The organism is Citrobacter sp. RHB20-C16 (assembly GCF_013890155.1).
Taxonomy (GTDB): domain Bacteria; phylum Pseudomonadota; class Gammaproteobacteria; order Enterobacterales; family Enterobacteriaceae; genus Citrobacter_A; species Citrobacter_A amalonaticus.
The window spans coordinates 4172175-4199008 of the sequence record NZ_CP057630.1 but is presented as its reverse complement, the minus strand read 5'-3'; the positions used below and the strand labels follow the sequence as shown (position 1 = coordinate 4199008).

General features: G+C 52.8%; 24 protein-coding genes and 1 pseudogene. 12 read left to right on the top strand and 13 right to left on the bottom strand.

Annotated elements, in window-relative coordinates; translation table 11 throughout:
- Positions 1-110: 110 nt before the first annotated feature.
- Complete coding sequence (gene treR / locus HVX64_RS20115) at positions 111-1058, bottom strand: trehalose operon repressor TreR (protein WP_044253234.1); 948 nt, start codon at positions 1056-1058, stop codon at positions 111-113.
- Positions 1059-1524: 466 nt separating this feature from the next.
- Here treR and mgtA point away from each other — a divergent pair, with 466 nt between their 5' ends.
- The 5 genes from mgtA to HVX64_RS20085 all read left to right on the top strand — a co-directional run bounded on the left by mgtA (position 1525) and on the right by HVX64_RS20085 (position 7455).
- Positions 1525-4233: a magnesium-translocating P-type ATPase gene (gene mgtA, locus HVX64_RS20105; RefSeq protein WP_181825148.1), complete on the top strand. Its 2709-nt coding sequence runs from the start codon at positions 1525-1527 to the stop codon at positions 4231-4233.
- An 8-nt stretch (positions 4234-4241) separates the two neighbouring features.
- Entirely contained in the window at positions 4242-4406 is a 165-nt protein-coding gene (locus HVX64_RS20100) for a hypothetical protein (protein WP_154299464.1), read from the top strand.
- A gap of 183 nt (positions 4407-4589) precedes the next feature.
- On the top strand, positions 4590-5567 hold the full coding sequence (locus tag HVX64_RS20095) for a TRAP transporter substrate-binding protein (RefSeq protein WP_042999234.1): 978 nt from the start codon (positions 4590-4592) through the stop codon (positions 5565-5567).
- 61 nt (positions 5568-5628) lie between these two features.
- Positions 5629-6138, top strand: coding sequence for a TRAP transporter small permease (locus tag HVX64_RS20090; protein WP_044253240.1), 510 nt, complete (start codon positions 5629-5631; stop codon positions 6136-6138).
- Between the two features lie 30 nt (positions 6139-6168).
- Complete coding sequence (locus HVX64_RS20085; protein WP_042999236.1) at positions 6169-7455, top strand: TRAP transporter large permease; 1287 nt, start codon at positions 6169-6171, stop codon at positions 7453-7455.
- Between the two features lie 52 nt (positions 7456-7507).
- Here the strand turns inward: HVX64_RS20085 and ridA are convergent, their stop codons facing one another.
- From ridA to arcA, 10 genes and pseudogenes are all read right to left on the bottom strand, one after another.
- Positions 7508-7894, bottom strand: coding sequence for a 2-iminobutanoate/2-iminopropanoate deaminase (ridA, locus tag HVX64_RS20080; protein ID WP_042999238.1), 387 nt, complete (start codon positions 7892-7894; stop codon positions 7508-7510).
- A 76-nt stretch (positions 7895-7970) separates the two neighbouring features.
- Positions 7971-8432: an aspartate carbamoyltransferase regulatory subunit gene (pyrI, locus tag HVX64_RS20075; RefSeq protein ID WP_042999239.1), complete on the bottom strand. Its 462-nt coding sequence runs from the start codon at positions 8430-8432 to the stop codon at positions 7971-7973.
- Positions 8433-8446: 14 nt separating this feature from the next.
- On the bottom strand, positions 8447-9382 hold the full coding sequence (gene pyrB / locus HVX64_RS20070) for an aspartate carbamoyltransferase (protein WP_042999240.1): 936 nt from the start codon (positions 9380-9382) through the stop codon (positions 8447-8449).
- A gap of 2 nt (positions 9383-9384) precedes the next feature.
- Positions 9385-9520, bottom strand: a pseudogene (pyrL, locus tag HVX64_RS20065) (pyr operon leader peptide).
- A gap of 98 nt (positions 9521-9618) precedes the next feature.
- Positions 9619-10098 carry an ArgR family transcriptional regulator gene (locus HVX64_RS20060; RefSeq protein ID WP_043001817.1) on the bottom strand — a complete coding sequence of 160 codons (480 nt, stop codon included), beginning with the start codon at positions 10096-10098 and terminating at the stop codon, positions 9619-9621.
- A gap of 251 nt (positions 10099-10349) precedes the next feature.
- On the bottom strand, positions 10350-11825 hold the full coding sequence (gene arcD, locus HVX64_RS20055) for an arginine-ornithine antiporter (RefSeq protein ID WP_044253243.1): 1476 nt from the start codon (positions 11823-11825) through the stop codon (positions 10350-10352).
- A gap of 34 nt (positions 11826-11859) precedes the next feature.
- A complete protein-coding gene (locus HVX64_RS20050; RefSeq protein WP_042999242.1) occupies positions 11860-12939 on the bottom strand; it encodes an alanine/ornithine racemase family PLP-dependent enzyme in 1080 nt (359 codons plus the stop codon).
- Between the two features lie 65 nt (positions 12940-13004).
- Complete coding sequence (gene argF, locus HVX64_RS20045; RefSeq protein ID WP_044253245.1) at positions 13005-14021, bottom strand: ornithine carbamoyltransferase; 1017 nt, start codon at positions 14019-14021, stop codon at positions 13005-13007.
- Positions 14022-14131: 110 nt separating this feature from the next.
- Positions 14132-15064, bottom strand: coding sequence for a carbamate kinase (arcC, locus tag HVX64_RS20040; protein ID WP_044253248.1), 933 nt, complete (start codon positions 15062-15064; stop codon positions 14132-14134).
- 10 nt (positions 15065-15074) lie between these two features.
- The gene (gene arcA / locus HVX64_RS20035) at positions 15075-16295 is read right to left on the bottom strand and encodes an arginine deiminase (protein ID WP_042999245.1); all 1221 of its coding nucleotides are present in this window, start codon (positions 16293-16295) and stop codon (positions 15075-15077) included.
- Positions 16296-16972: 677 nt separating this feature from the next.
- Between arcA and HVX64_RS20030 the strand changes: the two genes are divergently transcribed.
- The 3 genes from HVX64_RS20030 to HVX64_RS20020 all read left to right on the top strand — a co-directional run bounded on the left by HVX64_RS20030 (position 16973) and on the right by HVX64_RS20020 (position 21471).
- Positions 16973-17425, top strand: coding sequence for a YhcH/YjgK/YiaL family protein (locus HVX64_RS20030; RefSeq protein WP_042999246.1), 453 nt, complete (start codon positions 16973-16975; stop codon positions 17423-17425).
- Between the two features lie 470 nt (positions 17426-17895).
- Positions 17896-18996: a NapC/NirT family cytochrome c gene (locus HVX64_RS20025; RefSeq protein WP_042999247.1), complete on the top strand. Its 1101-nt coding sequence runs from the start codon at positions 17896-17898 to the stop codon at positions 18994-18996.
- 27 nt (positions 18997-19023) lie between these two features.
- On the top strand, positions 19024-21471 hold the full coding sequence (locus tag HVX64_RS20020) for a molybdopterin guanine dinucleotide-containing S/N-oxide reductase (RefSeq protein ID WP_044253251.1): 2448 nt from the start codon (positions 19024-19026) through the stop codon (positions 21469-21471).
- Positions 21472-21566: 95 nt separating this feature from the next.
- On the opposite strand, the gene argF (HVX64_RS20015) is transcribed toward HVX64_RS20020, so the two are convergent.
- A complete protein-coding gene (gene argF, locus HVX64_RS20015; protein ID WP_044253254.1) occupies positions 21567-22571 on the bottom strand; it encodes an ornithine carbamoyltransferase in 1005 nt (334 codons plus the stop codon).
- 163 nt (positions 22572-22734) lie between these two features.
- Between argF (HVX64_RS20015) and rraB the strand changes: the two genes are divergently transcribed.
- The 3 genes from rraB to HVX64_RS20000 all read left to right on the top strand — a co-directional run bounded on the left by rraB (position 22735) and on the right by HVX64_RS20000 (position 24904).
- Positions 22735-23160, top strand: coding sequence for a ribonuclease E inhibitor RraB (rraB, locus tag HVX64_RS20010; RefSeq protein WP_042999249.1), 426 nt, complete (start codon positions 22735-22737; stop codon positions 23158-23160).
- 61 nt (positions 23161-23221) lie between these two features.
- Entirely contained in the window at positions 23222-23986 is a 765-nt protein-coding gene (miaE, locus tag HVX64_RS20005; RefSeq protein ID WP_042999250.1) for a tRNA isopentenyl-2-thiomethyl-A-37 hydroxylase MiaE, read from the top strand.
- An 87-nt stretch (positions 23987-24073) separates the two neighbouring features.
- Positions 24074-24904 carry a hypothetical protein gene (locus HVX64_RS20000; RefSeq protein WP_044253257.1) on the top strand — a complete coding sequence of 277 codons (831 nt, stop codon included), beginning with the start codon at positions 24074-24076 and terminating at the stop codon, positions 24902-24904.
- 6 nt (positions 24905-24910) lie between these two features.
- Here the strand turns inward: HVX64_RS20000 and HVX64_RS19995 are convergent, their stop codons facing one another.
- Positions 24911-25408: a GNAT family N-acetyltransferase gene (locus HVX64_RS19995; protein WP_044253259.1), complete on the bottom strand. Its 498-nt coding sequence runs from the start codon at positions 25406-25408 to the stop codon at positions 24911-24913.
- Between the two features lie 190 nt (positions 25409-25598).
- Between HVX64_RS19995 and HVX64_RS19990 the strand changes: the two genes are divergently transcribed.
- On the top strand, positions 25599-26798 hold the full coding sequence (locus HVX64_RS19990) for a DUF898 family protein (RefSeq protein WP_044253261.1): 1200 nt from the start codon (positions 25599-25601) through the stop codon (positions 26796-26798).
- Positions 26799-26834: the final 36 nt, after the last annotated feature.

The window sequence follows — 26834 nt, the reverse complement described above, 5'->3', positions numbered from 1 at the left end:
GGTTATGCGATGGCCACAGAGTATATCCGGGATAAAAAATTAAAAATGGGAACGTTCCCGAAACGCAGCGAAGATCACAAATTATCGTTCAGAAAGCGATCAGCAATGCTTCAGGAAAGGGTGGAAGGAATGACGATCTGGCGCAGCTCGCTGCGTCCGTTGATCTGCTCGATCAACTGGGAGGCCGCCTGGCGTCCGGCTTCGGCATAACCGGGATCGACCGTGACGATCTCCGGATGCAGGAATTTCATCAGCGGCGTATTACCGACGCTCGCCAGTTGCAGATTATCGACCCGCTGTTCTTGCAAATACTTACTGGCACCGAGCGCGAGAGTATCCGTGGCGCAGACCAGCGCGGTAGTGTCTGGTGTAATGACGCTCGCGGCATGCTCATAGCCTTGCTTCATCGCCAGACCCGGCAGGGCCGCGACAGGATGTAACTTATGCTGTTTGCAAAACGCGATATAGGCGTCATGGCGGCGTTTCCCGGTGGTGACGTCACTGTGCGGCACACCGAGAAAGCTGATGTGGCGATGCCCCTGATCGTACAGACGTTGCATGAGGATTTTAATCGCCCCGTCGTCGTCGTAGCAGACGGAAGCAAAGCCTTTAGCATCACGAGCCAGCAGCACCAGCGATGCCTGCCACGGGGCGATCATCGTGTCCGTGATGCCGGTAAAACCGAACAGCACCACGCCGTCGATATTGCGGCGTTTCAGCATACCTAAGTGTTCTTCCACTTTTTCCGGGGAAAACTGACTTTCCATCATGATCGGATCGTAACCCTGCTCATAAAACACCGGCAGCATCGTCTGTACGGCAAGGTTTTCCGACAGGGAGTCGAGACGGGTCACAATGATGGCGACGACTTTATCGCTCTGGCCACGCATGGCGCGGGCTGAACGGGAAGGAGAAAATCCGTGCTGATTCATCACGGCTTCGACACGCTCGCGAGTCCGTTCACTGACGCCGCTTTCGTTGTTCAGCACACGGGAAACGGTGGATTTCCCCACGCCGCTTAAGCGGGCGATGTCTTTGATAGTCAGCCGATTTTGCATCCTGTTTTCCCGTGGTACGCAACAAAAGATGATAAGAGGGTAACTTTACTTATAGAAACCACAATGGGCAAAGTCTGGTTTATACACGTCATCCTTCACGCTGCTTTTGCGTTGGCGTCGTTCATTTTCTGCCGGGATGCGAACCGAATGTTTTTGTGTATATGTTTTGTTTAATTGCCGGGGGTTATTATAACGCCATAAATGCCACAATTATTATGATCTACAACTTATTATCTGTGAGCTAACTCATTCAATTACCGGAGGCTTTATGGATCCCGATCCCACCCCTCTCCCGACCTGGAGAACATACGCTTTCCGGTAAGCCTGCCTTTCGCTGTCTTACCGGTGATGTAAGACAGTGACGCATTAACGTCCCTGTTTAAAAATGATGTTACCTGTCAGGTAAGGTTTTGCCACGCCTGAAGGATATTTCTGCGCCTGTCTTATTGGCGCGGAGGGGCTGCCTATGTTTAAAAATATCACTCGCCAGCTGTTTGCCCGGCTTGGACGCCATTTGCCCGATCGCCTGGTGCACCGCGATCCATTACCTAATGCACAGTCGATTGCCAGCACCCCGATACCTTCTTCACTGAGTGAACACTGCCTGAAAGTGGCCGTGATGGATGAAAAGACGCTATGGAAAACGTTTAATGCGCATCCGGAAGGACTCAATGTGGCAGAGGTGAACGCCGCCCGCGAACAACACGGTGAAAACCTTCTGCCGACCCAGAAACCGTCACCGTGGTGGAAGCATCTGTGGACCTGTTATCGCAACCCGTTCAATATGTTGCTGACTCTTCTGGGCGCGATCTCGTATGCCACGGAAGATCTGTTCGCCGCCGGGGTGATCGCTCTGATGGTGGTGATTTCCACGCTGCTTAACTTTGTCCAGGAAGCGCGCTCCACCAAAGCGGTAGACGCGCTGAAAGCGATGGTCAGCAACACCGCGACGGTGCTGCGGGTCATCAATGAGAAAGGGGAAAACGGCTGGGTGGAGCTGCCTGGCGATCAACTGGTGCCCGGCGACATCATCAAGCTGTCGGCGGGGGACATGATCCCGGCCGATCTGCGGGTGATTCAGGCGCGAGACCTGTTTGTTGCTCAGGCGTCATTAACCGGCGAATCGCTGCCAGTGGAGAAAGTGGCGCACACCCGCGACGCCAGCCAAAGCAACCCGCTTGAGCGCGATACCCTGTGCTTTATGGGCACTAACGTGGTGAGCGGCACGGCGCAGGCGATGGTTATCGCCACCGGCACCCATACCTGGTTTGGTCAACTGGCGGGGCGCGTCAGCGAACAGGAAAGCGAGCAAAACGCGTTCCAGAAGGGGATCAGTCGCGTCAGTATGCTGTTGATTCGCTTTATGCTGGTGATGGCGCCAGTGGTGCTGCTCATTAACGGTTATACCAAAGGTGACTGGTGGGAAGCGGCGCTGTTTGCGCTCTCCGTCGCCGTAGGCCTGACGCCGGAAATGCTGCCGATGATTGTTACTTCGACGCTGGCACGCGGCGCGGTGAAACTGTCGAAGCAAAAAGTGATCGTCAAACATCTGGATGCCATTCAGAACTTCGGCGCGATGGACGTTCTGTGCACCGATAAAACCGGCACGCTGACCCAGGATAAAATCGTGCTGGAGAATCATACGGATATCTCCGGTAAGCCCAGTGAACGCGTTCTGCACGCGGCATGGCTGAACAGCCATTACCAGACCGGACTGAAAAATCTGCTGGATACCGCCGTGCTGGAAGGTGTGGATGAAGGCGCTGCGCGCACGTTGTCTACCCGCTGGCAGAAAATTGATGAGATTCCGTTTGATTTTGAGCGCCGCCGGATGTCGGTGGTGGTGGCAGAAGAGACGGATGTGCATCAACTGGTGTGCAAAGGCGCGTTGCAGGAGATCGTCAGCGTCTGTACGCAAGTACGTCATAACGGCGAAATTGTGCCGCTGGATGACAACATGCTGCGTCGAGTGAAGCGCGTGACTGATACGCTGAACCGTCAGGGGCTGCGCGTGGTCGCCGTGGCGACCAAATACCTGCCAGCGCGGGAAGGGGATTACCAGCGTATTGATGAATCCGATCTGATCCTTGAAGGTTACATCGCCTTCCTCGATCCGCCGAAGGAAACGACCGCACCGGCGCTGAAAGCGCTGAAAGCCAGTGGCATTACCGTGAAGATCCTGACCGGCGACAGCGAACTGGTCGCCGCGAAGGTATGCCATGAGGTAGGTCTGGATGCCGGAGAGGTGATTGTCGGAAATGATATCGAAGACATGAGCGACGACGCGCTGGCCGCGTTGGCTCAGCATACTACGCTGTTCGCACGCCTGACGCCGATGCATAAAGAGCGGATCGTCCGCCTCCTCAGACGTGAAGGGCACGTGGTGGGCTTTATGGGCGATGGAATTAACGACGCGCCAGCGCTACGTGCGGCGGATATTGGTATTTCGGTGGATGGCGCGGTCGATATCGCCCGTGAAGCGGCCGATATTATTCTGCTGGAAAAGAACCTGATGGTGCTGGAAGAAGGCGTAATTGAAGGGCGTCGTACGTTCTCCAATATGCTGAAGTATATCAAAATGACCGCCAGTTCTAACTTTGGTAACGTCTTTAGCGTGCTGGTGGCGAGCGCCTTTTTACCGTTCCTGCCCATGTTGCCGCTGCACTTGCTGATTCAGAACCTGCTGTACGATGTATCTCAGGTGGCGATCCCGTTTGATAACGTTGATGATGAGCAGATCCAGAAACCGCAGCGCTGGAATCCGGCGGATCTGGGCCGTTTTATGCTCTTTTTTGGCCCGATCAGCTCCATCTTCGACATTCTGACATTCTGCCTGATGTGGTGGGTATTCCACGCCAATGTGCCGGAAGCGCAAACGCTGTTCCAGTCTGGCTGGTTTGTGGTGGGGCTGCTGTCGCAAACGCTGATTGTGCATATGATTCGTACGCGCCGCGTGCCGTTTATTCAGAGTCGCGCTGCCTGGCCGCTGATGCTGATGACGCTGGTGGTAATGATTGTGGGAATTGCGCTACCGTTCTCACCGCTGGCAGGTTATCTGCAATTGCAGGCGTTACCGCTGAGTTATTTCCCCTGGTTAGTGGCGATTCTGGTGGGATATATGACGTTAACGCAATGGGTTAAAGGCTTCTATAGCCGCCGCTACGGCTGGCAGTAAACAAAATAATGGCTGCTTCGGCAGCCATTCTCTTTTTTATCGCGCAAGAATATATTCTTTCCCTTCGTCGTGTTTTATTTTTTTTGAAAAACCAAAGAGGTGTGGTCGATCACAATTTAAGCCCGCTTCAGGACATCTTTTTTCCAGGAAAAAGACCTTCATTGCAAAAATGAAACAGCGTGCTAAAAAAAATTCCATCCATCGTCATTTTATGAACATAATCATCGTAATACTTTGTTACACCGACGAGTCTGCCTGGGCAATGTCATTCCTTACTGTCCCTTTTAATTAAGGCGGCCCTCTATCCTGCAAGTCGTTTGTATTAATGAAAATTATAAACCTCTGGAGATGGAAAAATGAAACTGACCAAAACCTTGTTAAACCTGTGCGTGGGGACTGCTTTAGTGCTGGCAGCGCAGGCGGCGTCTGCGCAAACGCTGCGTGCGGCAGATGTTCATCCGGCGGATTATCCGAACGTAGTTGCTGTGAAGCATATGGGCGAAAAACTCAGCGCTGCGACCGACGGACGTCTGGATATTAAAACCTTCCCGGGCGGCGTACTGGGGGATGAAAAGCAGATGATTGAACAGGCGCAACTGGGTGCGATTGATATTATTCGCGTGTCGATGTCTCCGGTTGCCGCAATACTGCCAGAGATTAACGTCTTTACGCTGCCCTATATCTTCCGCGATGAAGATCACCTGCATAAGGTTCTGGACGGGGCAATTGGTCAGGAAATTGGTGACCGGCTGACCGCCAACAGCCAGTCCCGACTGGTGTTTCTCGGCTGGATGGATGCCGGAACGCGTAACCTGATTACCAAGGCTCCGGTGGTGAAACCGGAAGACCTGAAAGGGATGAAAATCCGTGTTCAGACCAGCCCGGTCTCGCTCGATACCTTAAAAGCGATGGGCGCGAATGCGATCGCCATGGGAACCAGTGAGGTGTTCAGCGGGATGCAGACCGGGGTTATTGATGGCACAGAAAATAACCCGCCGACCTTTGTCGCGCATAACTATCTGCCGGTCGCCAAAAATTACACCTGGAGTAAGCATTTCATTATTCCTGAACTGTTCCTGTTTTCAAAAGCCAAGTGGGACAAGCTGAAAAAAGAAGATCAGGAATTAATTATTAAACTGGCAAAAGAAGCGCAAATAGAACAACGCCAACTCTGGGAAGCCTATAATGCGAAATCACTGGAAACCATGAAAGCAAATGGGGTGAATTTCCATGACATCGATACGGATTATTTTTATAAAGCCACACAGCCCGTCCGGGATCAATACGGTAAAGACCACCAGGATTTGATCAAGCGAATTCAGGATGTGAAGTAATTCATCAGGCGGATGACGGAGGTCATCTGCCTGAATCGGTTATTCGTTCGAGGTGATGATTATGGGTGAAGGTTATTCATCGGTAATGGATGTGCTGTATCGAATTTCAATGTGGATTGCCGGGCTGGCTTTATTGGTGATGGTGGCGGTTATTCCCGTGGGGATATTCGCGCGCTACGTGATGAACAGCGCGCTGTCCTGGCCCGAGCCGATCGCCATATTGTGCATGGTGACGTTCACTTTTATTGGTGCGGCGGTCAGCTATCGTGCGGGTTCGCATATTGCGGTCAGCATGGTAACCGATCGTCTTGGTGAAATGGGGCGCCGGATCTGTTTTATCGGTGCCGATCTGATGTTGCTGGCGATCAGTATTTTTATTCTTTGGTACGGTTCGACGCTCTGTTATGAGTTGTGGCAACAACCCGTGGCAGAATTCCCAATTTTGACTGCCGGGGAAAACTATCTTCCGCTCCCTATCGGTTCGGCGATCATGCTGCTTTTCATCATCGAGAAGATCTGCCGTGGCGCTCAGTATCAACGTCCTGTGGTCTTGCTGGGTTCAACCAGTTGATGACCGAACCGACTTCATAGGGGAAAGCAAATGGATGCATTTATTCTCGTTTTTACGCTCGGCATCATGCTGGCGATTGGGGTGCCGGTGGCGTACGCGGTGGGGATCAGCGCGATCGTCGGGGCGTGGTATATCGATATCCCGCTGGAAGCGGTGATGATCCAGTTGACCAACGGCGTGAACAAATTCTCATTGTTGGCGATCCCGTTCTTTATTCTGGCCGGGGCCATTATGGCGGAAGGGGGCATTGCGCGCCGGTTAGTCAACTTTGCCTATATCTTTGTTGGCTTCATTCGCGGTGGTCTGTCGCTGGTGAACATTGTCGCATCAACCTTTTTTGGCGCGATCTCAGGATCGTCGGTGGCGGATACCGCATCGATCGGTTCAGTGATGATCCCTGAAATGGATAAGAAAGGTTATCCGCGAGACTTTGCCGCAGCGGTCACCGCCAGCGGTTCCGTGCAGGCAATCCTGACGCCGCCCAGCCATAACTCGGTGATCTACTCGCTGGCGACGGGCGGTACTGTGTCGATTGCCGCGCTGTTTATTGCCGGGATCCTGCCTGGGCTATTGCTGAGTTTTACCCTGATGGTAATGTGCGTGGGCTTTGCGCATAAGCGCGGCTACCCGAAAGGGGAGCGCGTGCCGTTCCGACAGGCATTGAAGATCTTTCTCGATACGCTGTGGGGGCTGATGACGGTCGTCATCATTATGGGCGGGATCCTTTCCGGTATTTTTACCGCGACGGAATCGGCGGCGATCGCCTGCCTGTGGGCGTTTTTCGTCACCATGTTTATCTACCGCGACTATAAGTGGTCTGAACTGCCGAAACTGATGTATCGCACTGTGAAGACCGTGACCATCGTGATGATCCTGATCGGTTTCGCGGCAGCGTTTGGCGCCATCATGACCTATATGCAACTGCCGATGCGCATTACCGAAGCGTTTACCAGTATCTCGGATAACAAGTATGTCATTCTGATGTGTATTAACATCATGCTGTTGCTGATTGGTACGCTGATGGACATGGCGCCGTTGATTCTGATCCTGACCCCTGTGCTGCTGCCGGTCACCAACGCCCTCGGCATTGATCCGGTTCATTTCGGGATGATTATGCTGGTGAACCTGGGAATTGGCCTGATCACACCGCCGGTAGGGTCGGTGCTGTTTGTTGCCAGTGCGGTGAGTAAACAGAAGATCGAGCAGGTGGTGAAGGCGATGCTACCGTTCTACGCGGTACTGTTCCTTGTGCTCTTGCTGGTGACTTATATCCCGGCGATTTCGCTGTTCCTGCCGAAATTCTTTGGCGTGATGTAAGGGGATGGCAGTGACGAAAATCCGGGCTGGTATGCCCGGATTTTTTTATCGCTTAACGACGAACGGCGATCGCTTCGATCTCGATCTTCACGTCTTTTGGCAGACGCGCGACTTCCACGCAGGAACGTGCCGGGAAGGTAGCGTTGTGTTCGGTGAAGAACGCTTCGTAAGTGGCGTTGACGGTCGCGAAATCGTTCAGATCTTTGACAAATACGGTTGTTTTCACGATGTCGCCTACTTTCAGGCCAGCGGCTTCAACGATAGCTTTCACGTTTTCCAGCGACTGACGCGCCTGCGCGGAGACGTCGTCCGACACGCTGCCGGTTTTCGGGTCAACCGGGATCTGACCGGAAGTGATGATCATGCTGCCCAGATCTACGCCCTGAACATATGGACCGATTGCTGCGGGTGCATTTTCCGTCGCGATAGTTTTGCTCATGATTTCTCCTGAAGTACAGCGGTTAATGAAATTTCTCTGGCATTATAGGGAGCCACGAATTTTTAACCAACTGCAATTAGTTGGCCAGCACCACATAATGAGAAAACTCTTTTTCGCAGTATTTGCATTTAAGCGCGATGTCATCCGCGCGTTTTTTCACTGAAAAACTGGAAGAAACCGGTTCAGCGTGGCTGATGCAGTTACTGTTCGGGCAGACCAGCACGCTGTCGATGTGGTCCGGCAGGCTTGGACGTGATTTACCCACCACGTCGTAGTTGTCGATACGGTTGACAGTGGCCTGTGGCGCATACAGTGACAGTTGATTAACCTGTTCGGCGGTCAGGAAGGTGTTCTCGATCTTAATCAGGTCTTTACGTCCCATTTCACCGGAAGGCAGATTAAGGCCGATAGTGATGCGCTGGTCGGTTTCGGTCAGCTTGAACAGAGTCAGCAATTTAAAGCCGATTTGCGCGGGAATATGGTCGATTACGGTGCCGCATTTGATCGCTTCAACCTGCAGTTTATTATCGTGTGTCATCTCGTTATCTCCCCTTACAGTGCCAAATCGCTAGTCAGAACCAGTGCCAGTAACGCCTGGCGCGCGAAAATCCCGTTGCCTGCCTGCTGGAAATACCAGGCGTGAGGCGTTTTATCCACGTCCGTGGCGATTTCATCTATACGCGGCAGCGGATGCAGTACCTTCATGTTTTCCCGTGCTCCCACCAGGTCGCTGGCGCGCAGGACAAACTGGGCCTTCACGTTGGCGTATTCTGAAGGGTCCAGACGCTCTTTCTGTACGCGGGTCATGTACAGAATATCTACCTCCGCCATCACCTCTTCGATAGAGGCGTGCAGGCTCCAGGCAATGCCTTTTTCGTCGAGCATATCAAGAATGTACTGCGGCATTGCCAGCGCATCCGGAGCGATGAAGTAGAAGCGGTTGCCGTCAAACTTCGCCAGCGCCTGCGTCAGGGAATGCACGGTACGGCCATATTTCAGGTCGCCGACCATCGCCACATGCAGGTTGTTCAGACGCCCCTGCGTTTCCTGAATGGTGAACAGATCCAGCAGCGTTTGTGTCGGATGTTGATTTGAACCGTCACCCGCGTTCAGTACCGGCACCTTACCGGAGAATTCGGTCGCCAGACGCGCCGCGCCTTCCTGTGGGTGACGCATCACGATCGCGTCAACATAAGTGCTGATCACAGAGATGGTATCTGCCAGCGTCTCACCTTTCTTACCCAGCGACGTGTTGGCGCTGTCGGAAAAGCCGACCACGCTGGCGCCCAGGCGGTGCATTGAGGTTTCAAACGACAGGCGGGTACGGGTCGAGGCTTCAAAGAAGCAACTGGCGATGACCTTGTGTTTGAGCAGCTCCGGTTGAGGGTTCGCTTTTAATTTCGCCGCCGTCGCCAGCACCAGATTGAGGTCGTCGCGACTGAGGTCGTTTATGGAAATGATGTGTTTTTGATATAGCGGGTTAGCCATGTTTATCTCCTGACGCCAGGGCAAAAAAAAAGCCCCTCATTTGAGGGGCTGGGAATAGGTGAGCAACGGAAAGAAAAACGGCAGGCCAGCGTCTGTTTTCAGACGCGGTAAGACAGAATGTCGTACACACTGGACCATACTTCCTCCCGGCAAATTGTCCGCGATTATACTCAGCTCCGTTTGTGGATCAAGCAAAAAATGCCGTTTTTATTCAACGCAAACGGTTTTAGTGAATATTAATTCATTTTTAGTAAGTAGTTAATCTGTTTGTGGACAAGGCCAGTGCGCTGCACCACCCGTGGCGCAACCCAGACAATACTGCTACCCGCTACCACACCCAGGATTTCCGGCAGGGCATGATAATCGAGGATCCGGGCGACGGCGCGGCCATAGCCTGCCGCCGTATGGATAAGGATAAATTCGCTGTTATGCTCCACGCTCACCACCATTTCAGAAATGGAACGGGCGGCATCGGGGGCTGGACGCAATTGCGGATTGACGGAATAAATTTTTTGTCCTTTCGTATTTCTAATTTTTATGACGCCAAGAATTTTCAGCAGGCGGGAAACCGTTGACTGGCTGATGGTTTCAAAGCCGTAGTTTTGCAGATCGCGGCGGATCTCCTCCTGTGAGAGATAGCTTTTTTCGCCAATCAGGCGCTGACAAACAGAGAGTTGTAGTTCTTCTTTTTCTGAAGCGGGTTGGTAAAGTTTCATCATCAGTTAGTCCAGTGTAATCAGCCGAAGATAACAACCTGTAGATCTGCCCAATGTTTCTATTTTTATTTGATGACGCACTAAGCAAATGTTCTCCATTTCAACCGGGATGTGTTTGATCGGCTTATTGAAATTTGACTGGAGCGCGCTTCAGCATCCTGACGGATGGCATCTGCATGAAAAAATATTCCACTTAGTCGTCTAAGGGAAGGCGGAGTTTTGCCGTTTCGTCTTCCCTGTGTGGACGTGCTTCAACTGAGCGTGAGCACGCCGGTCGCCAACAGATAGACCGCGTAGATCCCTGCGGCCACCACCATAATAGCCAGAACGATCTCTATTGGATTGAAAAGTCTTCCATTTTTCTCCTTCCGCGCCCAGACATAAAAAACGATACCGAGTGCGTAGAGGATCATCGACAGCAGCAGATATTCCATCCCGGCGGCATAGACCAGCCAGGCACCATAGAGTGTTGCCAGCGCGCCGATGATGATGTCGCGGGTGATGGAATGCTGTTCATCACGGTTATAACCGTCCTTCTGCCACGCCACTTTCAGGGCATACAAACCGCTGAGAAAATAGGGGATCAGGATCATTGAGGTGGCCAGCAGCAGCAGCGCAAGATACCCCGCCTGTTGGAAATGGGCGATGATCAGGAACAGTTGGGTCAGCCCATTGGTCAGCAGCAGCGCATTGACCGGCGCTTTGTTGGCATTTTCTTTGCCCAGGAATTTGGGCATGGTGCCGTCTTTACCGGCCATATACGCCGTTTCCGCAGACAATAACGTCCAGGCCAGCAGCGCGGCGCCGACGGAAACGATAAGACCGATATTCATCAGGGCTGCGCCCCACGGCCCGACCGCCGCTGCCAGTACGCCTGCAGTAGAAGGGTTCTTCAACTGTGCGAGTTCTGGCTGAGACAGAACGCCGAGCGACAGCACCGAGACGGCGACAAACAGCAGGATTGAGATGAAAAATCCAATCATGGTGGCTTTACCCACGTCTGATTTTTTCATCGCCCGGCCCGAGTACATGGCGGCGCCTTCAATACCGATGAAAACCCAGGTGGTGACCAGCATGATGTTTTTCACCTGGTCCATAACAGAGCCAAGCTGTTCATTGCCCCAGAATTCAATCTTAAAGGTGCGAACCTGAAAGGCGACGCTGACCAGCACAACAAACATGATCAGAGGAACCACTTTCGCGACCGTGCCGATCAGATTGAGCAGGGCGGCACCCTGTACGCCGCGACAGATCAGGAAATGCAGACTCCAGAGCAGAATTGATCCCACAATCAGCGCAGAAAGGGTGGTGCCGTCGCCAAAGAAACCGAGCGCGCTGAAGGAGCCGAGTGCGGAACAGATCACCACATAGTATGAAACGTTGCCGATCCACGCCGAGATCCAGTAACCCCAGGCGGAGTTAAAACCGATGTACTCGCCAAAACCCGCGCGGGCATAACCATACACGCCGCCTTCCACTTCGCTTTTACGGTGCGCCAGGGTCTGGAAGACAAAGGCGAGGGTTAACATGCCGATAAAGGTAATTCCCCAGCCGATCAGGATCGCGCCAGCGCCTGCTTTGGCCGCCATGTTCTGCGGCAGAGAGAATACCCCGGCGGCGATCAGCGCGCTGACCACAAGCGCCGTTAGCGCCGGAAGTTTGAGCTTACCTTCGGACTGGGAGGTCGAAGCGTCCGCAGCCGGTTTGCTGGTATCAAGAGTAGTCATGAAGAGAGTCCTCAATCTGACAGAAAGTGATTTTTTAGAAGTAGCTGTATTGTTTGCCGACGTATTCGGAGGTCATGCACTGCAAGACGCCGCTGTATCCCAGGGAGAAATAGACGATGTCGCCCACCTGATATCCCGATGCGGCGTGGGTGACGTCGAGGATCAGGTGATCGGAACTGGCGCCGAGCACTTTGACGCCGGGATCAAATGGCCGGAGCTGGGAGAAGGAGACGTCCTGTTCGCCGAGCGCGGCCAGCGCCCGGTGATGTACGCCAAGATCTTCGAATACCGGCTTTCTCCCCATGGCATCCAGCGCCGTGGAGTGTTGCGGAACGGAGGGCTTGTCTTTCAGCTCGATGATCTCCACGCCGAGCTTGATAGCGTCCTGGCGGGTGTCGGGGATTGGCTCGTCATTCAGGCCGAACCCCATGATCAGCGACGCGCCAAGTCGCAACTGGTTGACGCCCGTCGGCAGCCCACCGTTGATCAGCAGGAACAGGGCGGCGGAGCTGGCACCGGAAATCGTGCGCAGTGCAATACCCAACTCGTCTTCGATCTGATGGGCGAGATCGACCAGCGCCTGTTGGTTTTCGGTGGTGGGTTCCACTCCGCCGTAGCAGGCAAGATTGGCGCCCAGTCCTTCCAGCGTCAGCCCCGGCAGTTCTTTGTGTACCAGACGCGCAAGGCGTCGTGTCTCCAGCGGATCCACGCAGCCTTCGCGCAGATCGCCCAGGTCATGCATCAGAATGACCCGGTGCGTTTTGTTCTGCGCTATGGCTGCCGCAGAGAGCGCCTGCAACGTATGTTCTTCGGAGTTCAGCGAGATATCCGCATAGGCCACGATGTCGTGCGCAAGGCTTATCTGCGGCAGACGCAGCAGCAGTTTGTCGACGGGCAGATCGGCGATTTTTTTGAGATTCTGGATGCGGGAATCTGCAATCGTGCTGATTCCTGCATCAATCATGGCTCTGGCGACATTTGCCGCTTCGCAGCTCAGCTTATTGACGCCGACAGGCTCTACCCCGTGCTGGCGACATAGCGCAATCAGTGTCCGGGTGTTGTCACGAATGACCGAAAGATTAACGAAGAGGCAGGGAAAGTCCTGATTTCGCATAATGGGTCTCCTAACGTGGGCGCGGGTCAGGAAGGCACCCGCACCCGGTGCATTCGGTCCAGTCGCTATCGTGTGAGTGAGTTGCCGAGCGTCGCCACCATCACCGCTTTGATGGTGTGCATGCGGTTTTCCGCTTCGTCGAACACGATGGAGTGTGCGGATTCGAAAACGTCTTCCGTCACTTCCAGCCCTTTCAGGCCGTAGGCGGCTTCAATTTCACGACCCACTTTGGTGTGTTCGTTATGGAAGGCGGGCAGGCAGTGCATGAACTTCACGTTGGGGTTGCCGGTGGCGTCGATGACCTTCTGGTTGATCTGGTACGGCGTCATCAGGCTGACGCGCTCAGCCCAGGCCTCTTTCGGTTCACCCATGGAGACCCAGACGTCGGTGTACAGAAAATCAACGTCGTAGACGCCTTCTTCCACATCGTCCGTCAGCGTGATGCGTGCCCCGGTGGTGCTGGCGATGCTGCGGCATTGCGCAACCAGCGCTTCATCTGGCCAGAAGGATTTTGGCGCGACGAGGCGAATATCCATGCCCATCTTCGCGGCGCCGACCATCAGGGAATTGCCCATGTTGTTGCGCGCATCGCCAAGGTAGGCGAAGCTCAGTTCGGGCAGCGTTTTCCCCGGCGCGTGCTCCAGCATGGTCATCAGATCCGCGAGGATCTGCGTGGGATGGAATTCGTCGGTCAGACCGTTCCAAACCGGCACTCCGGCGTATTGCCCCAGTTCCTCAACGATCTGCTGACCGAACCCGCGGTATTCGATGCCGTCGTACATCCGGCCCAGTACACGAGCGGTATCTTTCATCGACTCTTTATGACCGATCTGCGAGCCGCTTGGGCCGAGGTAAGTGACCTGCGCGCCCTGGTCGAATGCCCCAACTTCAAAGGCACAGCGGGTGCGGGTGGAGGTTTTTTCGAATATCAGCGCAATGTTTTTCCCGATCAGCGTTTGCTGTTCGCGACCGGCTTTTTTCGCCGCTTTCAGTTCAATCGCCAGATCGATAAGGAACTGGATCTCCGCTGGCGTAAAGTCGAGAAGTTTCAAAAAGTTTCTATTTTTCAGTGAAATAGCCATCAATGTATCCTTGTTAAAATGAACTGCCTGATGACGCTGCGCTTATCAGGCCTACGGACGTGAATCGGTGTAGGCCGGATAAGGCGAGGCCGCCATCCGGCAAAAAAGCCTTAAGCGTCAACATCGGCGGTTTCGCGCCGAATCAGGGTGCCTTTATCGCCGGCGAGAATGGCCGGGCCATCGGCCAGCGAACCGATGCCCGCAATGCCGTGGCAGCGGCTGACAAAGTCGGCGCAGGCGCTGACTTTTGGCCCCATCGAACCGGCGTCAAATTGCATTTCGCTTAAGCGTTCCGGCGTCACCTGTGCCAGCGGACGTTGGGTCGGTTTGCCCCAGTCGAGGTACACCGCGTCGGCGTCGGTCAGGATCAGCAGCGCGTCAGCGTGGATCTGGCTGGCGAGCAGCGCGGCGGAAAGGTCTTTGTCGATCACCGCTTCCAGGCCGTGGTAACCGTCTGCTTTCTCGACGACCGGCACACCGCCGCCACCGTTACAGATGACCAGATGATCGCGGGCGATCAGCGCCTGGATGGCGTCGCTCTCTACGATGCGTTTTGGCTGTGGTGAAGGCACCACACGGCGGAACGCTTTGCCATCCGCTTTGAAGACCCAACCTTTTTCAGCCTGCAACGCGTCGGCCTGGGCAGGGTCATAAACCGGACCGATATACTTGGTCGGGTTATGAAAGGCCGGATCGTCAGGGGCCACTTCCACCTGCGTGAGCAGGACACTGATTTCGCGCTGCGGCAGTTGGTTCTTCAGCGCCTGTTGCAGCATGTAGCCGATCATTCCCTGGCTTTCTGCCCCGAGAATGTCCAGCGGGTAGGGGGTGACGCGGTCGTAGGCGCTGTTTTGCAATGCCAGCAGGCCCACCTGCGGCCCGTTGCCGTGAACCAGCACCACCCGCCATTGCTGTGTGAGTTGGGCGATGGTTTTCGCCGCCAGGACGATGTTCTTGCGCTGGATGTTGGCTTCCAGCGGTTCGCCGCGCTTGAGCAACGCATTGCCGCCGAGGGCAACAACCAGAGTCGGTTTGTTTTGCATGGTGGGTTCCTTAAATGCCATCGCGTTCCAGTGGGCAACTCATGCAGCGTGCGCCGCCGCGTCCGCGCCCCAGTTCATCGCCAGGGATTGGCAGCACGGTGATGCCGGCTTTGTCATATTTCTCGTTGGTCCAGATGTTGCGCTCGTAACCCACGACGACGCCGGGGCGCAGCGTGAGGACGTTGTTGGCGTCGTTCCACTGCTCACGCTCGGCTTCAAAGGCGTCGCCGCCGGTGGTAATCAGACGCACCTGATCGATGTCGAGCGCTTTCTCAATGGCGTTAATCAACGTGCGTTCTTCGGTACGTTTCAGGCCACCGCGCCCGTCTGGCGTTAAGGTCCAGCACTGCACGTCCTGGCGCACCACTTCCGGGTAGACGGAGAAGGTGTCGATATCGATGTGGGTCATGACGGTGTCGAGGTGCATACAGGAGCGGTGTTTGGGAAGCTCAACGGCAATCACCCGTTCGGCCTGACGATGGTTAAAAAGCGACTGGGCAAGGAACTCAATTCCCTGCGGCGTCGTGCGTTCAGACATGCCGATTAGCACCGCACCGCGCCCGATGACCAGCACATCGCCGCCTTCTAAGGTGGCATGGTCGTAATTGATATTCTCGTCGCCGAAATATTTAATAAAATCGCCGTCAGCAAATTGCGGATGCCAGCGATAGATGGCCCGCAGATTATTCGTTTCACGCTGGCGAGCCGGTTTGGCCATTGGGTTAATGGATACGCCGTTATATATCCAGCAGGAGGTATCGCGGGTAAATAAATGGTTTGGCAATGGCTTCATAATAAAGTCATTAATATCGTGGGTATCCACCACCATATTTTTAATTGAGGCGGGAATTTCACCGTAGGTGAGTCCTCCGCTTAAATGACGGGCCAGTTCCCGGTGCGGCATATCGGCCAGCCAGGCGCGGATGTCGGTGGCGAAAGTCGGGCCAAGTCGGTAATCCGAGATTTGCGTTTCCAGTAGCCAGCTTTTGGCATCCGCGATATCCAGAGTTTGTGTCAGTAAATCAGTCAGTAACAGAACTTCGATACCCTGCTCGCGTAACGTGTTGGCGAAAATATCATGCTCTTCACCTGCACGTTCGACGGACAGTACGTCATCAAACAGCAGCTCCTGGCAGTTAGACGGCGTGAGGCGTTTCAGGCTGAGATTAGGGCGATGCAACATCACACTGCGTAGTTGGCCGATTTCAGAACCGACATAATGTTTTTCCATTACGATACCTTTCACTCTATTTCAGGAATAAAAAGGGGGTGGCTGCGAATAATGAAAATGCTCGCAGTCATAACTGTTCCGATATTTTTCGAGAGGCATCATTGAATTATTTAGAAGTCAGGAATGTGATGAATTTCACATCCATTCGGTTATTTGTTTTTTCTTAATTAATATATGACGGAGGTCTGAGAAATAACAAAAATAAAAAGTCTTTACCTGAATTACTACGCATTTATACGTCAGATTATTCTTTTGTGTTAATTGTTTGTTGGCTAAAGCAAAGAATGATGCCAATGTAACATCATGATTTTTATAGACTAATAATAATTTACTGCATAGATATGCGTATTGTGAATTATATTATTTTCGCTATAAAGTAAATTGAGCAATAAATATGGCGATTGTCATTGATTAAGCAGTGGAAATGAATTGTGATCGACTAATGGTTTTTCTTGTAAACCATTATATAACAATAACTTGATAGCATTGTCTATTGGGTGTGTTTACATTTTATGCATTAAAGATGCATAGATCGCTGTTTAGCGTTAACAGACAGTCAACAACTTCAGCGATAAACATGCGCTGACGCAAAACTTTGCATGATAGCGATGGCACGCTCGGGTTTTTTTCCGTATAACAACTAAAATTGAAACGATGTTTTGAATGAGGGGTATGAGATGATCGTTGGTAATATTCACCATCTGCAATCCTGGCTTCCTGAAGAACTCCGCCAGGCGATTGAGTACATTAAGGCAAACGTCACCGAGGCGACGGAGAAGGGGAAACATGAGATTGACGGTAGCCGTCTGTTCTACCTGATTTCTGAAGATATGACCGAACCGTTCGAGAAGCGTCGTGCGGAGTATCACGCGCGCTATCTGGATATTCAGATCGTGCTGAAAGGGCAGGAAGGAATGACCTTCAGCGTACTGCCTGCCGGTAAACCGGATACCGACTGGCTGGCTGATAAAGACATCGCCTTTTTAGCGGAAGGGGAGCAGGAGAAAACATTGATCCTGAATGAAGGTGACTTTGTCGTCTTTTATCCGCAAGAAGTGCACAAACCGCTGTGCGCCGTCGGCACGCCTGCGCCGGTGCGTAAAGCGGTGGTTAAACTGCTGGTGGCTTAAACAGAAAGGCAGGCATTGCTCAGCCGCTCCGCGAATCGGAGCGGCTGTCCTTTTTATGATTTATCCTGCATTCGTCCGTAACGATCCTTGCGTCTGCGCATGCGGTAAAAATAATAAACTGCATTTATCTTCATTCAGATGTTAACCGAACGGTAAAAACGGTTTATTTCAGGCATTAATAGTGCACCGCGATCACATTATTTACTTATATATTTAAATATATAACGGTGGCTTGATTTTAGTTAGTCGTTATATATTTAATTTCATATCGCTATCGCCATAACTTCAGTCACAACATACCGTTAGCTGTAACCTTTCCTGTTAACTTTCAAAAACTCGATCAAAAGCACGTTTAACTCTTTCTGGTTAATAACACTTTTGTGTTACATCAATTCTTGTTGAAAAATCATCCAGCAAAATACATTACACAAAATTAAATATTAACTTTTGAATTAATTTCAGGGCAAGGTATGAATAAAAAATGGAAGTGGATAGCGGGTCTTGTATTCGTGGGCATTCTGCTGGGGGGAGCACTCGTGCTGTCATCTATGTGGATGATGCATAAAACGTCAGACACCTCGTTTTGTCTCTCCTGCCACACAATGCAAGCACCCTATGAAGAGTACCAGGGATCTGCGCACTTTATGAACCAAAAAGGTATCCGTGCGGAGTGCCGTGATTGCCACATTCCGCAATCGGGTATGGATTACCTGATCACCAAAGTTCGGGCCAGTAAGGATATCTGGCATGAGTTTGTCACCGGCAAAATTGATACACCGGAAAAATATGAGGCGCATCGCCTTGAGATGGCGGAGACCGTCTGGGAGCAGATGAAAGCTAACGATTCGGCGACCTGCCGCTCGTGCCATCAGTTTGACGCCATGGATCTTCAAAAGCAGAGTGCCGATGCACAGAAAATGCATGCGCTGGGTATTAAAGAAAAACAAACCTGTATTGATTGCCATAAAGGTATCGCGCACTTCCCGCCTGAAATCACCATTGACACCAAAGCGCATGATGCGCTGATGGAAAACGCACGCCAGACGCCGGTTGATGCGAAAGAAGTGTACCCCGTCGCGCCTGCCGCACTGGGTAACCTGGGCACAGTTTATCCGGCCACCAAACTGAACGTGGTGGGACATTCCGGCGATGCGCGGGAAGTGGAGATTATCGGTAGCCAAATGCAAGGCGCTGAACAGGTGATTTACTTCGCGGCGGGTCAGCGTTTGGTCCTTGCCACACTTACCGACGAAGGTCAAAAAGCGCTCAAAATCTCCAGCGACTGGGAAAAGGATCCCTACGGAAACGCATGGCGCAATGTGTCTCTACGCGCACCTCTGGCTGAACCCGCACTGAGTAAACCCGACGTGATCTGGGATTACGCCAAAACTCTCGACAAAACGTATTGTTCCGGATGTCATGCGCCGATTTCCTCCGAACATTACACCTTAAATGCCTGGCCTTCCGTAGCAAAAGGGATGGGCGCGAGAACGGATATTAGCGCCGAGGATTTAGACATCCTGACTCGCTGGTTCCAGTATCACGCCAAAGATTTTACCTCTAAGGAATAACTAACAATTACGATTAAAGGAAAACCTATGAACCTTACACGACGTAACTTTATTAAGTATGCTGGCGGTTCCGCTGGCGCGATGATGATTACCTCGGCAATCCCGATGCCAGCGTGGGCCGCAGACGCGCCGGGTAATGCCATCCTGACCGCAGGACGTTGGGGGGCGATGTACATCGACGTTAAAGACGGCAAAATTGTGTCGTCGCGCGGTGCGCTGGCGAAAACGATTCCCAACGATCTGCAAACTACCGCACCCGATCAGGCGCATACCCCGTGCCGTATTCAATCTCCGATGGTGCGTAAAGGCTTCCTCAATGCGCCGGGCAAACCGGATGGCAATCGTGGTAAAGACGAATTCGTCAAAGTGTCATGGGAAGACGCTCTGAAGCTCATCCACGAACAGCACTCCCGTATCCGTGCCGAGCATGGCCCATCTTCCATTTTTGCGGGATCTTATGGCTGGCGCTCCAGTGGTGTGCTGCATAAAGCGCAGACGCTGCTGCAGCGTTACATGAGCATGGCGGGCGGCTATACCGGGCATACCGGCGACTACTCCACTGGCGCGGCGCAGGTGATCATGCCGCACGTCGTCGGCTCGGTAGAAGTTTACGAACAGCAAACGGCATGGCCGCTGATCCTCGAACATAGTCAGGTGGTGGTCCTGTGGGGTCTTAACCCACTGAACACCCTGAAAATTGCCTGGACCAGTACGGATGAGCAAGGCCTCGAGTACTTCAATAAACTGAAAGCTTCCGGCAAAACTGTTATCGCCATCGATCCGCAACGCTCAGAAACTATCGATTTCTTCGGTGATAAAGCACAGTGGATTGCGCCGAATATGGGTACCGACGTGGCGCTGATGTTAGGTATTGCGTCCGTGCTGGTAGAAAAAGGACTGCATGACAAAGCCTTCCTCGATAAATACACCACTGGCTATGGCGAATTCGAAGCGTATCTGACGGGTAAAAACGACAACACGCCGAAAAATCCGGCCTGGGCCGAAAAAATATGCGGCGTTCCGGCGAAGCAAATGGAAATTCTGGCGGAAATCTTTGCCAAGAATAAAACCATGCTGATGGCGGGTTGGGGCATTCAGCGTCAGCAGTATGGTGAACAGCGCCACTGGATGCTGGTTACCCTGGCGGCGATGCTCGGCCAGATTGGTACCGAGGGCGGCGGTTTTGGTTTCTCTTACCATTACTCTAACGGCGGCAACCCAACTCGCAGTGGCGGAGTGCTGTCGGCCATTTCAGCGACAATCGCAGGCGGCTCGTCTGCTGGCAACGACTGGGCAACCTCCGATGCGGTTGAAGCGTTCCCGGTTGCGCGTATCGTTGAAGCCCTGGAAAACCCCGGCGGCAAATATCAACATAACGGTAAGGAACAAACCTTCCCCGATCTGCGCATGATCTGGTGGGCCGGCGGTGGCAACTTCACTCATCATCAGGATACCAACCGCCTGGTAAAAGCCTGGCAAAAACCGGAACTGGTGGTGATCTCCGAGTGCTACTGGACGGCTGCCGCCAAGCACGCGGATATTGTTCTGCCGATCACCACATCGTTTGAACGAAACGATCTGACCATGACCGGTGACTACAGCAACCAGCATCTGGTGCCGATGAAACAAGCCATCCCCCCACAGTTCGAAGCCCGCAATGATTTTGACGTGTTCGCGGATATGGCTGAGCTGCTGAAACCAGGCGGTAAAGCTGTTTATACCGAAGGCAAGAGCGAAATGGACTGGCTGCGCGAGTTCTACGACGTGGCGCAGAAAGGCGCGCGCCAGCAGCGCGTCAATATGCCGCAGTTCACCGCCTTCTGGGAAGCGAACAAGCTGATCGAAATGCGTAAGAACCCGAAAGAAGAAGTTTTCGTGCGCTATGCCGATTTCCGCAAGGACCCGGTGATGAACCCACTGGGTACGCCGAGCGGTAAAATCGAGATTTACTCGAAAACCATTGAAGGCTTCAACTATAAAGATTGCCCGGCGCATCCGACCTGGCTGGAACCAGACGAATGGGCTGGCAACGCTAAAGAGGGTGAACTGCAGCTGCTGACCGCGCACCCGGCGCACCGTTTACACAGTCAGCTTAACTATGCGTCGCTGCGCAAACAGTATGCGGTGGCCAACCGCGAGCCGTTATACATCCATCCAGAAGATGCGAAAAAACGTGGCATTGCCGACGGCGATTTGGTGCGTGTCTGGAACACGCGTGGCCAGGTGTTAACCGGCGCGAAGGTTACTGATGGCATCAAGCAAGGTGTGGTATGTATCCATGAAGGCGCATGGCCGGATCTGGATTACGCAGGTACCGGGATCTGTAAAAACGGTGGAGCTAACGTGCTTACCAAAGACATCCCGACCTCGCGTCTGGCGAATGGCTGCGCGGGCAACACTGCGCTGGTGATGGCGGAGAAATACACCGGACCGGAGCTGGAACTTACCGCATTTACGCCGCCAATGGGCGCATAATTCACGGTTGTAATACTGGGCGAAAACGGTGATTTTCGCCTCAGACAGGTGATGAACCCCACAGTGTTATGTGGGGTTTTTGTTTGCGAACAATATTACTGCGCCAGCGTCGCCACCATCACTGCTTTAATGGTGTGCATCCGGTTTTCAGCCTGGTCAAACACAATACTGGCCGGGGATTCAAACACCTCATCGGTGACTTCCATTCCGCCGTGCAGACCAAATTCCTCCGCCATTTTTTTACCGAGCGTGGTCTGATCGTCATGAAATGCGGGCAGGCAGTGCAGAAACTTCACCTGCGGATTCCCGGAAAGCGCCATCATTTGGCTGTTGACCTGATAGTCGCGCAGCATGGCGATACGTTCCGCCCACATCTCTTTCGGTTCGCCCATCGACACCCAGACATCGGTGTAGATAAAGTCCGCCCCTTTCACGCCCGCCGCGATATCTTCGGTGAGCGTAATGTTACCGCCATTTTTCTTCGCCATTGCGCTGCATTCTGCGACCAGCGACGCTTCCGGCCAGCAGCTTTTGGGGGCCACCAGACGCAGGTCCAGCCCGGTGAGCGCGGCGGCTTCCAGCATTGAGTTACCCATGTTATTGCGCGCATCGCCCGCGTAAACCAGCGTCATCTCGTTAAACGCTTTACCTGGTAGATGTTCCTGCATCGTCAGCAGGTCAGCCAGTAATTGCGTAGGATGGAACTCGTTGGTCAACCCATTCCATACCGGTACACCGGCATATTCGGCCAGCGTTTCGACCACTTCCTGACCGTAACCGCGATACTGAATGCCGTCATACATCCGGCCCAACACGCGCGCGGTGTCTTTAATTGACTCTTTATGCCCAATCTGGCTGCCGCTGGAACCGAGATAAGTGACGCGAGCCCCCTGGTCGTAAGCGGCAACTTCGAAAGAGCATCGTGTACGGGTCGAGTCTTTTTCGAAGATGAGCGCGATGTTTTTGCCAGTAAGCTTTTGTTCTTCTTTGCCATTTTTCTTATCAGCTTTCAGTTTTGCGGCAAGCTGGACGAGTGCGGTGAGTTCAGCAGGGGTGAAATCGAGTAACTTTAAAAAATGCTTCTGATAAAAACCTGACATAGTTCCCTCCTATGGCGAATGCCATCTATTGAATTAAAATTCAATTTATATGGATGATTATGCATTTGCAACCCCGTTTCACAAATCTTTTCTGGAAAGGTGGAGGCAATGACGGCGGTATGTGACAATAAGAGTATCGGCAGGACATTATGAGGAACGAGCCATGGCAAACCCGGAACTACTGGAAGAGCAGCGTGAAGAGACGCGCCTGATTATTGAAGAATTACTGGATGATGGTAGCGACCCGGACGCGCTGTACACCATCGAACACCACCTTTCCGCAGACGATTTCGAAACCCTGGAAAAAGCGGCGGTAGAAGCGTTTAAACTCGGCTATGAAGTCACTGAGCCAGAAGAGCTGGAAGTCGAAGAAGGCGACACTGTGATTTGCTGCGATATCCTCAGTGAATGTGCGCTGAAAGCTGACCTTATCGACGCGCAGGTTGAACAGTTGATGAACCTGGCCGAGAAATATGACGTCGAATACGATGGCTGGGGCACCTACTTTGAAGATCCGAACGGTGAAGACGGTGAAGAGGGCGACGACGAAGACTACGTCGACGAAGATGACGACGGCGTGCGTCACTAAGATTACCAGGCGTTAAAAAGTACGGCAGCGCCTGCTGTCGTACTCTTCCAACAGGTTACTCATGAACTACCCGCAAATACTTTCTCCGGTGCTTAACTTTCTGCACTGTCCGACCCCGCAGGCATGGATTGACCAGGCGCGCGATCCGCAAAACCTCCCTCTGCTGCTCACCGATCATCTGATATGCGAACTCAAGGCGGCGCAAACGGCGATGCTATTGGTGCGTAAGTATGTAGCGGATAAACCGGGTGCGGATGCGCTGCTCGCCTGGCTACAGCCGTATGAAGCCTTTGCCTTCCGGGAAGGGCCGGAACCGGACTTTGTTGCGCTCCATAAACAGATTGGTAAAAGCGTAATGCCGGAAACGGACGATCCGTGGGGCCGCCAGCTTATCGACAGCATGGTGTTGTTGATAAAGGAAGAATTGCACCATTTCTGGCAGGTGCGCGAAGCGATGCAGGCCCGCAACATTCCTTACGTGAAGATCACCGCCAGTCGCTACGCGAAAGGGATGCTGAAAGCGGTACGCACGCACGAGCCGCTGACGCTGATTGATAAGCTGATTTGCGGTGCTTACATCGAAGCGCGCTCCTGTGAACGCTTCGCCGCGCTGGCTCCGTTTCTCGATGACGATCTGCAAAAGTTCTATCTGTCGCTGCTGCGATCCGAAGCGCGCCACTATCAGGACTATCTGGCGCTGGCGCAACAGGTTTCGCAGGAAGATATTTCTCCCCGCGTCCGCTATTTTGGCGACGTGGAAGCGGCGCTGATCGTCTCGCCGGACAACGAGTTTCGCTTTCACAGCGGTGTCCCCGTCGCCTCTTAATTTCGGTAGTTCTGCCCGCCGCAAGGTGACATCCCGACGTGGGCAGTGAAAAATGTCTCTTTTTCAGGGCAAGGAATACCAATACCGATGAACTGGACACATGTACTTCTCGCAGGCTACGTCGGCGCGGTCATCGCCGCGGTGATAGGGCTCATGCGTAAAAAAGGCTGGGTAGGGAAGGCTTCTGGCGCGGTGCTGATGATTGTGGCGATCGTCGCGTGGAACCTGTTTGACGTGCACTACCTGATCCCGCGAGAAAAAGCGGCGTCCGGTCAGACGGAAGAGCAGCAGTTTGATGCCGCGCTACTGCAAATGCCGACGTTTCAGGTACTGAAGGAACAGGAGCCGGCATTTTGGGTCCATCTTCGCACCCAGGCGCTGCAGCTGAAAAATGAAGGCAAAACCGAACAACAAATAATCGATACCATTCAACCGCAGGTGCTGCAAATTCAGATGTCGCGTTTACAGCAGGCGCCGGACAGTAATGTCATTGACTATATGAAGATCAATCTCGAACAGACTGCGGCGGTGCAGAAAAAAGGCGACGATGAGTGTTTCCGCTTTCTCTTCCCTCAGGTCAAAGGCGGCATTAACCCGACGCGTCTGATCTCACCGGATATTCTGAAACGGCGTATGGAAGGTGATGCGGCGATGATGCGAGCGGCATACGGTCCTAATAAACACACGGTAACCGACACCGAGAAGCAGCAGGCCATGCAGGATCTGCAAAGCGTCGTACCAGTACTGGTGCAGCGCTACGGGCAGGATGTTCAGCTTATGGCTGAGCCGGAGAAGGGGATCGGGAAAGAAAAGGTCGTCTGCAATCTGGTGCAGGATATGTGGACGGAAGTGCTGAAATTGCCAGCCGCGCAGGCCGCTGGCGTGATTCGACTTTCGGTATCGCCTGAGATGCAATAGTCGGTATTACAGGGGTTTGAGCATCCGCACTTCGCAATCGACGTGCCCGGTGCAGCCAAGCGGTTCGCTGATATGCTCAAACCCTAAATGTTCGTACAGACCAATCGCCTCGCGTAAAAAGGCGGTCGTTTCCAGATAGCAATGTTTAAATCCCAGCGCGCGGGCGTGATCCATCGCCATCAGCGCCAGCTTTTTCGCCATGCCTTGTCCGCGCGCCACGGGCAAAAAGTACATTTTTTGCAGTTCGCAAATATCGGGTTCGCTACAGGTTAACGGCGCAATTCCGCCGCCCCCCACCACTTCGCCATTACGCTCCACCACCCAATATGCATGTCCTGGTTGCGAGTAGAGCTGATACAGCTCATCAAGATTTGGATCGGCAACGGTATAGCCTTTATCAGCGGTAAGGCCATATTCGGCGGAAACCTGACGGATAACGGCAGCGATGACCTGGTTATCCCTGGCCGTCAGGCGACGTAACGTGAGCGCGTCAAAAACATTCATTTTACTACCCGGTTAAACAATACTAATAATTTGAACTAATAGCATCCCCGGCCAGGTGATGCAAGCACCTTATAACATAGCGGGTGGATGTTATTTATGCAGATAATAAGGTAATATCTCTATTGGCTGGTATTCCTATTGCCTGCTAATAATGTGTATTTTTAAGGATGATTAACGACAGGGATTTATTATGCAGGAATATCTTATAAAAGAAGAGGCACCATCACACGCTTTTGAATTTCGTGGCGATGGCGGAAGTTATTTTCTTATTTGTCTGGTCAATTCGTTGCTGGTACTGGTGACATTAGGAATTTACCTGCCGTGGGCATTAATGAAATGCCGTCGCTATATTTATTCCAATATGACCTTAAATGGACAGCCGTTTAGCTGGAAGGTGACAGGTGGCGATGTGTTCCTGAGCTGGTTTATGCTGCTGGTGATTTATATTGCAGGCATGACATTGATAAGCATGGAATATTTTGTCATTGGCGCGGCCTTACTGGCAGCACTGATCTTAGCAATACCTGTCCTGGTGATGAAAAATCTGCAATATCAGGCAGTGAAGACCTCGTTAAATAGTATCCGTTTTGGTTTTCGTTTCTCTGCGCTTAAGGCATTCTGGAATATTCTGTGTCTGCCCGTGCTGTTGCTTATGGCGCTGGGGGGGGTGATATTTTGCCTGCTACAGGTGTGTCCAACAGAAAGCCCGGGAGAAGTGATTTTCACGGTAATCGTGCTGGGGCTGACGGGCCTTGCCGGCGTGGGAGTGGTCAGCGGGGTGACGTACAGTCGGTTGATGAGGATGGTGGGGGATGGCGGCCGCTTTGGTGTCCACGCATTCTCTGTGCAGATAAATGTCTGGCATTGTATTAAATCCGCGATTCTGGCCATGGCAGCGCTGCTGCCTTTTCTCGCCGTGGTCGGTTTTATCGCGATTGCGCTGTTTAAATCGATATACGAACTCGATGTGACGGGGATGGCGGAAGAGGAAATTGAAGCGTTAATACTCATCGAATATCAACGACAGATTGTGATAAGCCAGATTATCTATTATCTGGGCATTGCCATTTCAATGAGTTATTTGATTGTGGCGTTTCGTAATCACTTTCTGAATAACCTGCAACTCGCCGACGGACACATTCGTTTTCGTTCCACGCTGACTTTCCATGGCATGGTTTATCGCCTGGGGGGGTTATATGTGATTTCTGCTATCACTGGTGGGCTGGCGTATCCACTGCTGCGCATGTGGCTGATTACCTGGCTGGCGAAAAATACGTACGTGGTGGGCGATCTCGATACGTTACCACTTGCTGACAGCGATGAGCGCGTGGATAACGGTCTGGTATCGCGACTCTCACGCGGCGTAATGCCGACGCTCAATTTTATGTAGTGATAAAAAAGGCCGGAGCAAGCTCCGGCCTTTATA

What these genes read in the sequence shown, in the direction of transcription:
- treR (WP_044253234.1), bottom strand. Translation starts at nt 1,058, where the DNA reads ATGCAAAATCGGCTGACTATCAAAGACATCGCCCGCTTAAGCGGCGTG.
- mgtA (WP_181825148.1), top strand. Translation starts at nt 1,525, where the DNA reads ATGTTTAAAAATATCACTCGCCAGCTGTTTGCCCGGCTTGGACGCCAT.
- HVX64_RS20100 (WP_154299464.1), top strand. Translation starts at nt 4,242, where the DNA reads ATGGCTGCTTCGGCAGCCATTCTCTTTTTTATCGCGCAAGAATATATT.
- HVX64_RS20095 (WP_042999234.1), top strand. Translation starts at nt 4,590, where the DNA reads ATGAAACTGACCAAAACCTTGTTAAACCTGTGCGTGGGGACTGCTTTA.
- HVX64_RS20090 (WP_044253240.1), top strand. Translation starts at nt 5,629, where the DNA reads ATGGGTGAAGGTTATTCATCGGTAATGGATGTGCTGTATCGAATTTCA.
- HVX64_RS20085 (WP_042999236.1), top strand. Translation starts at nt 6,169, where the DNA reads ATGGATGCATTTATTCTCGTTTTTACGCTCGGCATCATGCTGGCGATT.
- ridA (WP_042999238.1), bottom strand. Translation starts at nt 7,894, where the DNA reads ATGAGCAAAACTATCGCGACGGAAAATGCACCCGCAGCAATCGGTCCA.
- pyrI (WP_042999239.1), bottom strand. Translation starts at nt 8,432, where the DNA reads ATGACACACGATAATAAACTGCAGGTTGAAGCGATCAAATGCGGCACC.
- pyrB (WP_042999240.1), bottom strand. Translation starts at nt 9,382, where the DNA reads ATGGCTAACCCGCTATATCAAAAACACATCATTTCCATAAACGACCTC.
- HVX64_RS20060 (WP_043001817.1), bottom strand. Translation starts at nt 10,098, where the DNA reads ATGAAACTTTACCAACCCGCTTCAGAAAAAGAAGAACTACAACTCTCT.
- arcD (WP_044253243.1), bottom strand. Translation starts at nt 11,825, where the DNA reads ATGACTACTCTTGATACCAGCAAACCGGCTGCGGACGCTTCGACCTCC.
- HVX64_RS20050 (WP_042999242.1), bottom strand. Translation starts at nt 12,939, where the DNA reads ATGCGAAATCAGGACTTTCCCTGCCTCTTCGTTAATCTTTCGGTCATT.
- argF (WP_044253245.1), bottom strand. Translation starts at nt 14,021, where the DNA reads ATGGCTATTTCACTGAAAAATAGAAACTTTTTGAAACTTCTCGACTTT.
- arcC (WP_044253248.1), bottom strand. Translation starts at nt 15,064, where the DNA reads ATGCAAAACAAACCGACTCTGGTTGTTGCCCTCGGCGGCAATGCGTTG.
- arcA (WP_042999245.1), bottom strand. Translation starts at nt 16,295, where the DNA reads ATGGAAAAACATTATGTCGGTTCTGAAATCGGCCAACTACGCAGTGTG.
- HVX64_RS20030 (WP_042999246.1), top strand. Translation starts at nt 16,973, where the DNA reads ATGATCGTTGGTAATATTCACCATCTGCAATCCTGGCTTCCTGAAGAA.
- HVX64_RS20025 (WP_042999247.1), top strand. Translation starts at nt 17,896, where the DNA reads ATGAATAAAAAATGGAAGTGGATAGCGGGTCTTGTATTCGTGGGCATT.
- HVX64_RS20020 (WP_044253251.1), top strand. Translation starts at nt 19,024, where the DNA reads ATGAACCTTACACGACGTAACTTTATTAAGTATGCTGGCGGTTCCGCT.
- argF (WP_044253254.1), bottom strand. Translation starts at nt 22,571, where the DNA reads ATGTCAGGTTTTTATCAGAAGCATTTTTTAAAGTTACTCGATTTCACC.
- rraB (WP_042999249.1), top strand. Translation starts at nt 22,735, where the DNA reads ATGGCAAACCCGGAACTACTGGAAGAGCAGCGTGAAGAGACGCGCCTG.
- miaE (WP_042999250.1), top strand. Translation starts at nt 23,222, where the DNA reads ATGAACTACCCGCAAATACTTTCTCCGGTGCTTAACTTTCTGCACTGT.
- HVX64_RS20000 (WP_044253257.1), top strand. Translation starts at nt 24,074, where the DNA reads ATGAACTGGACACATGTACTTCTCGCAGGCTACGTCGGCGCGGTCATC.
- HVX64_RS19995 (WP_044253259.1), bottom strand. Translation starts at nt 25,408, where the DNA reads ATGAATGTTTTTGACGCGCTCACGTTACGTCGCCTGACGGCCAGGGAT.
- HVX64_RS19990 (WP_044253261.1), top strand. Translation starts at nt 25,599, where the DNA reads ATGCAGGAATATCTTATAAAAGAAGAGGCACCATCACACGCTTTTGAA.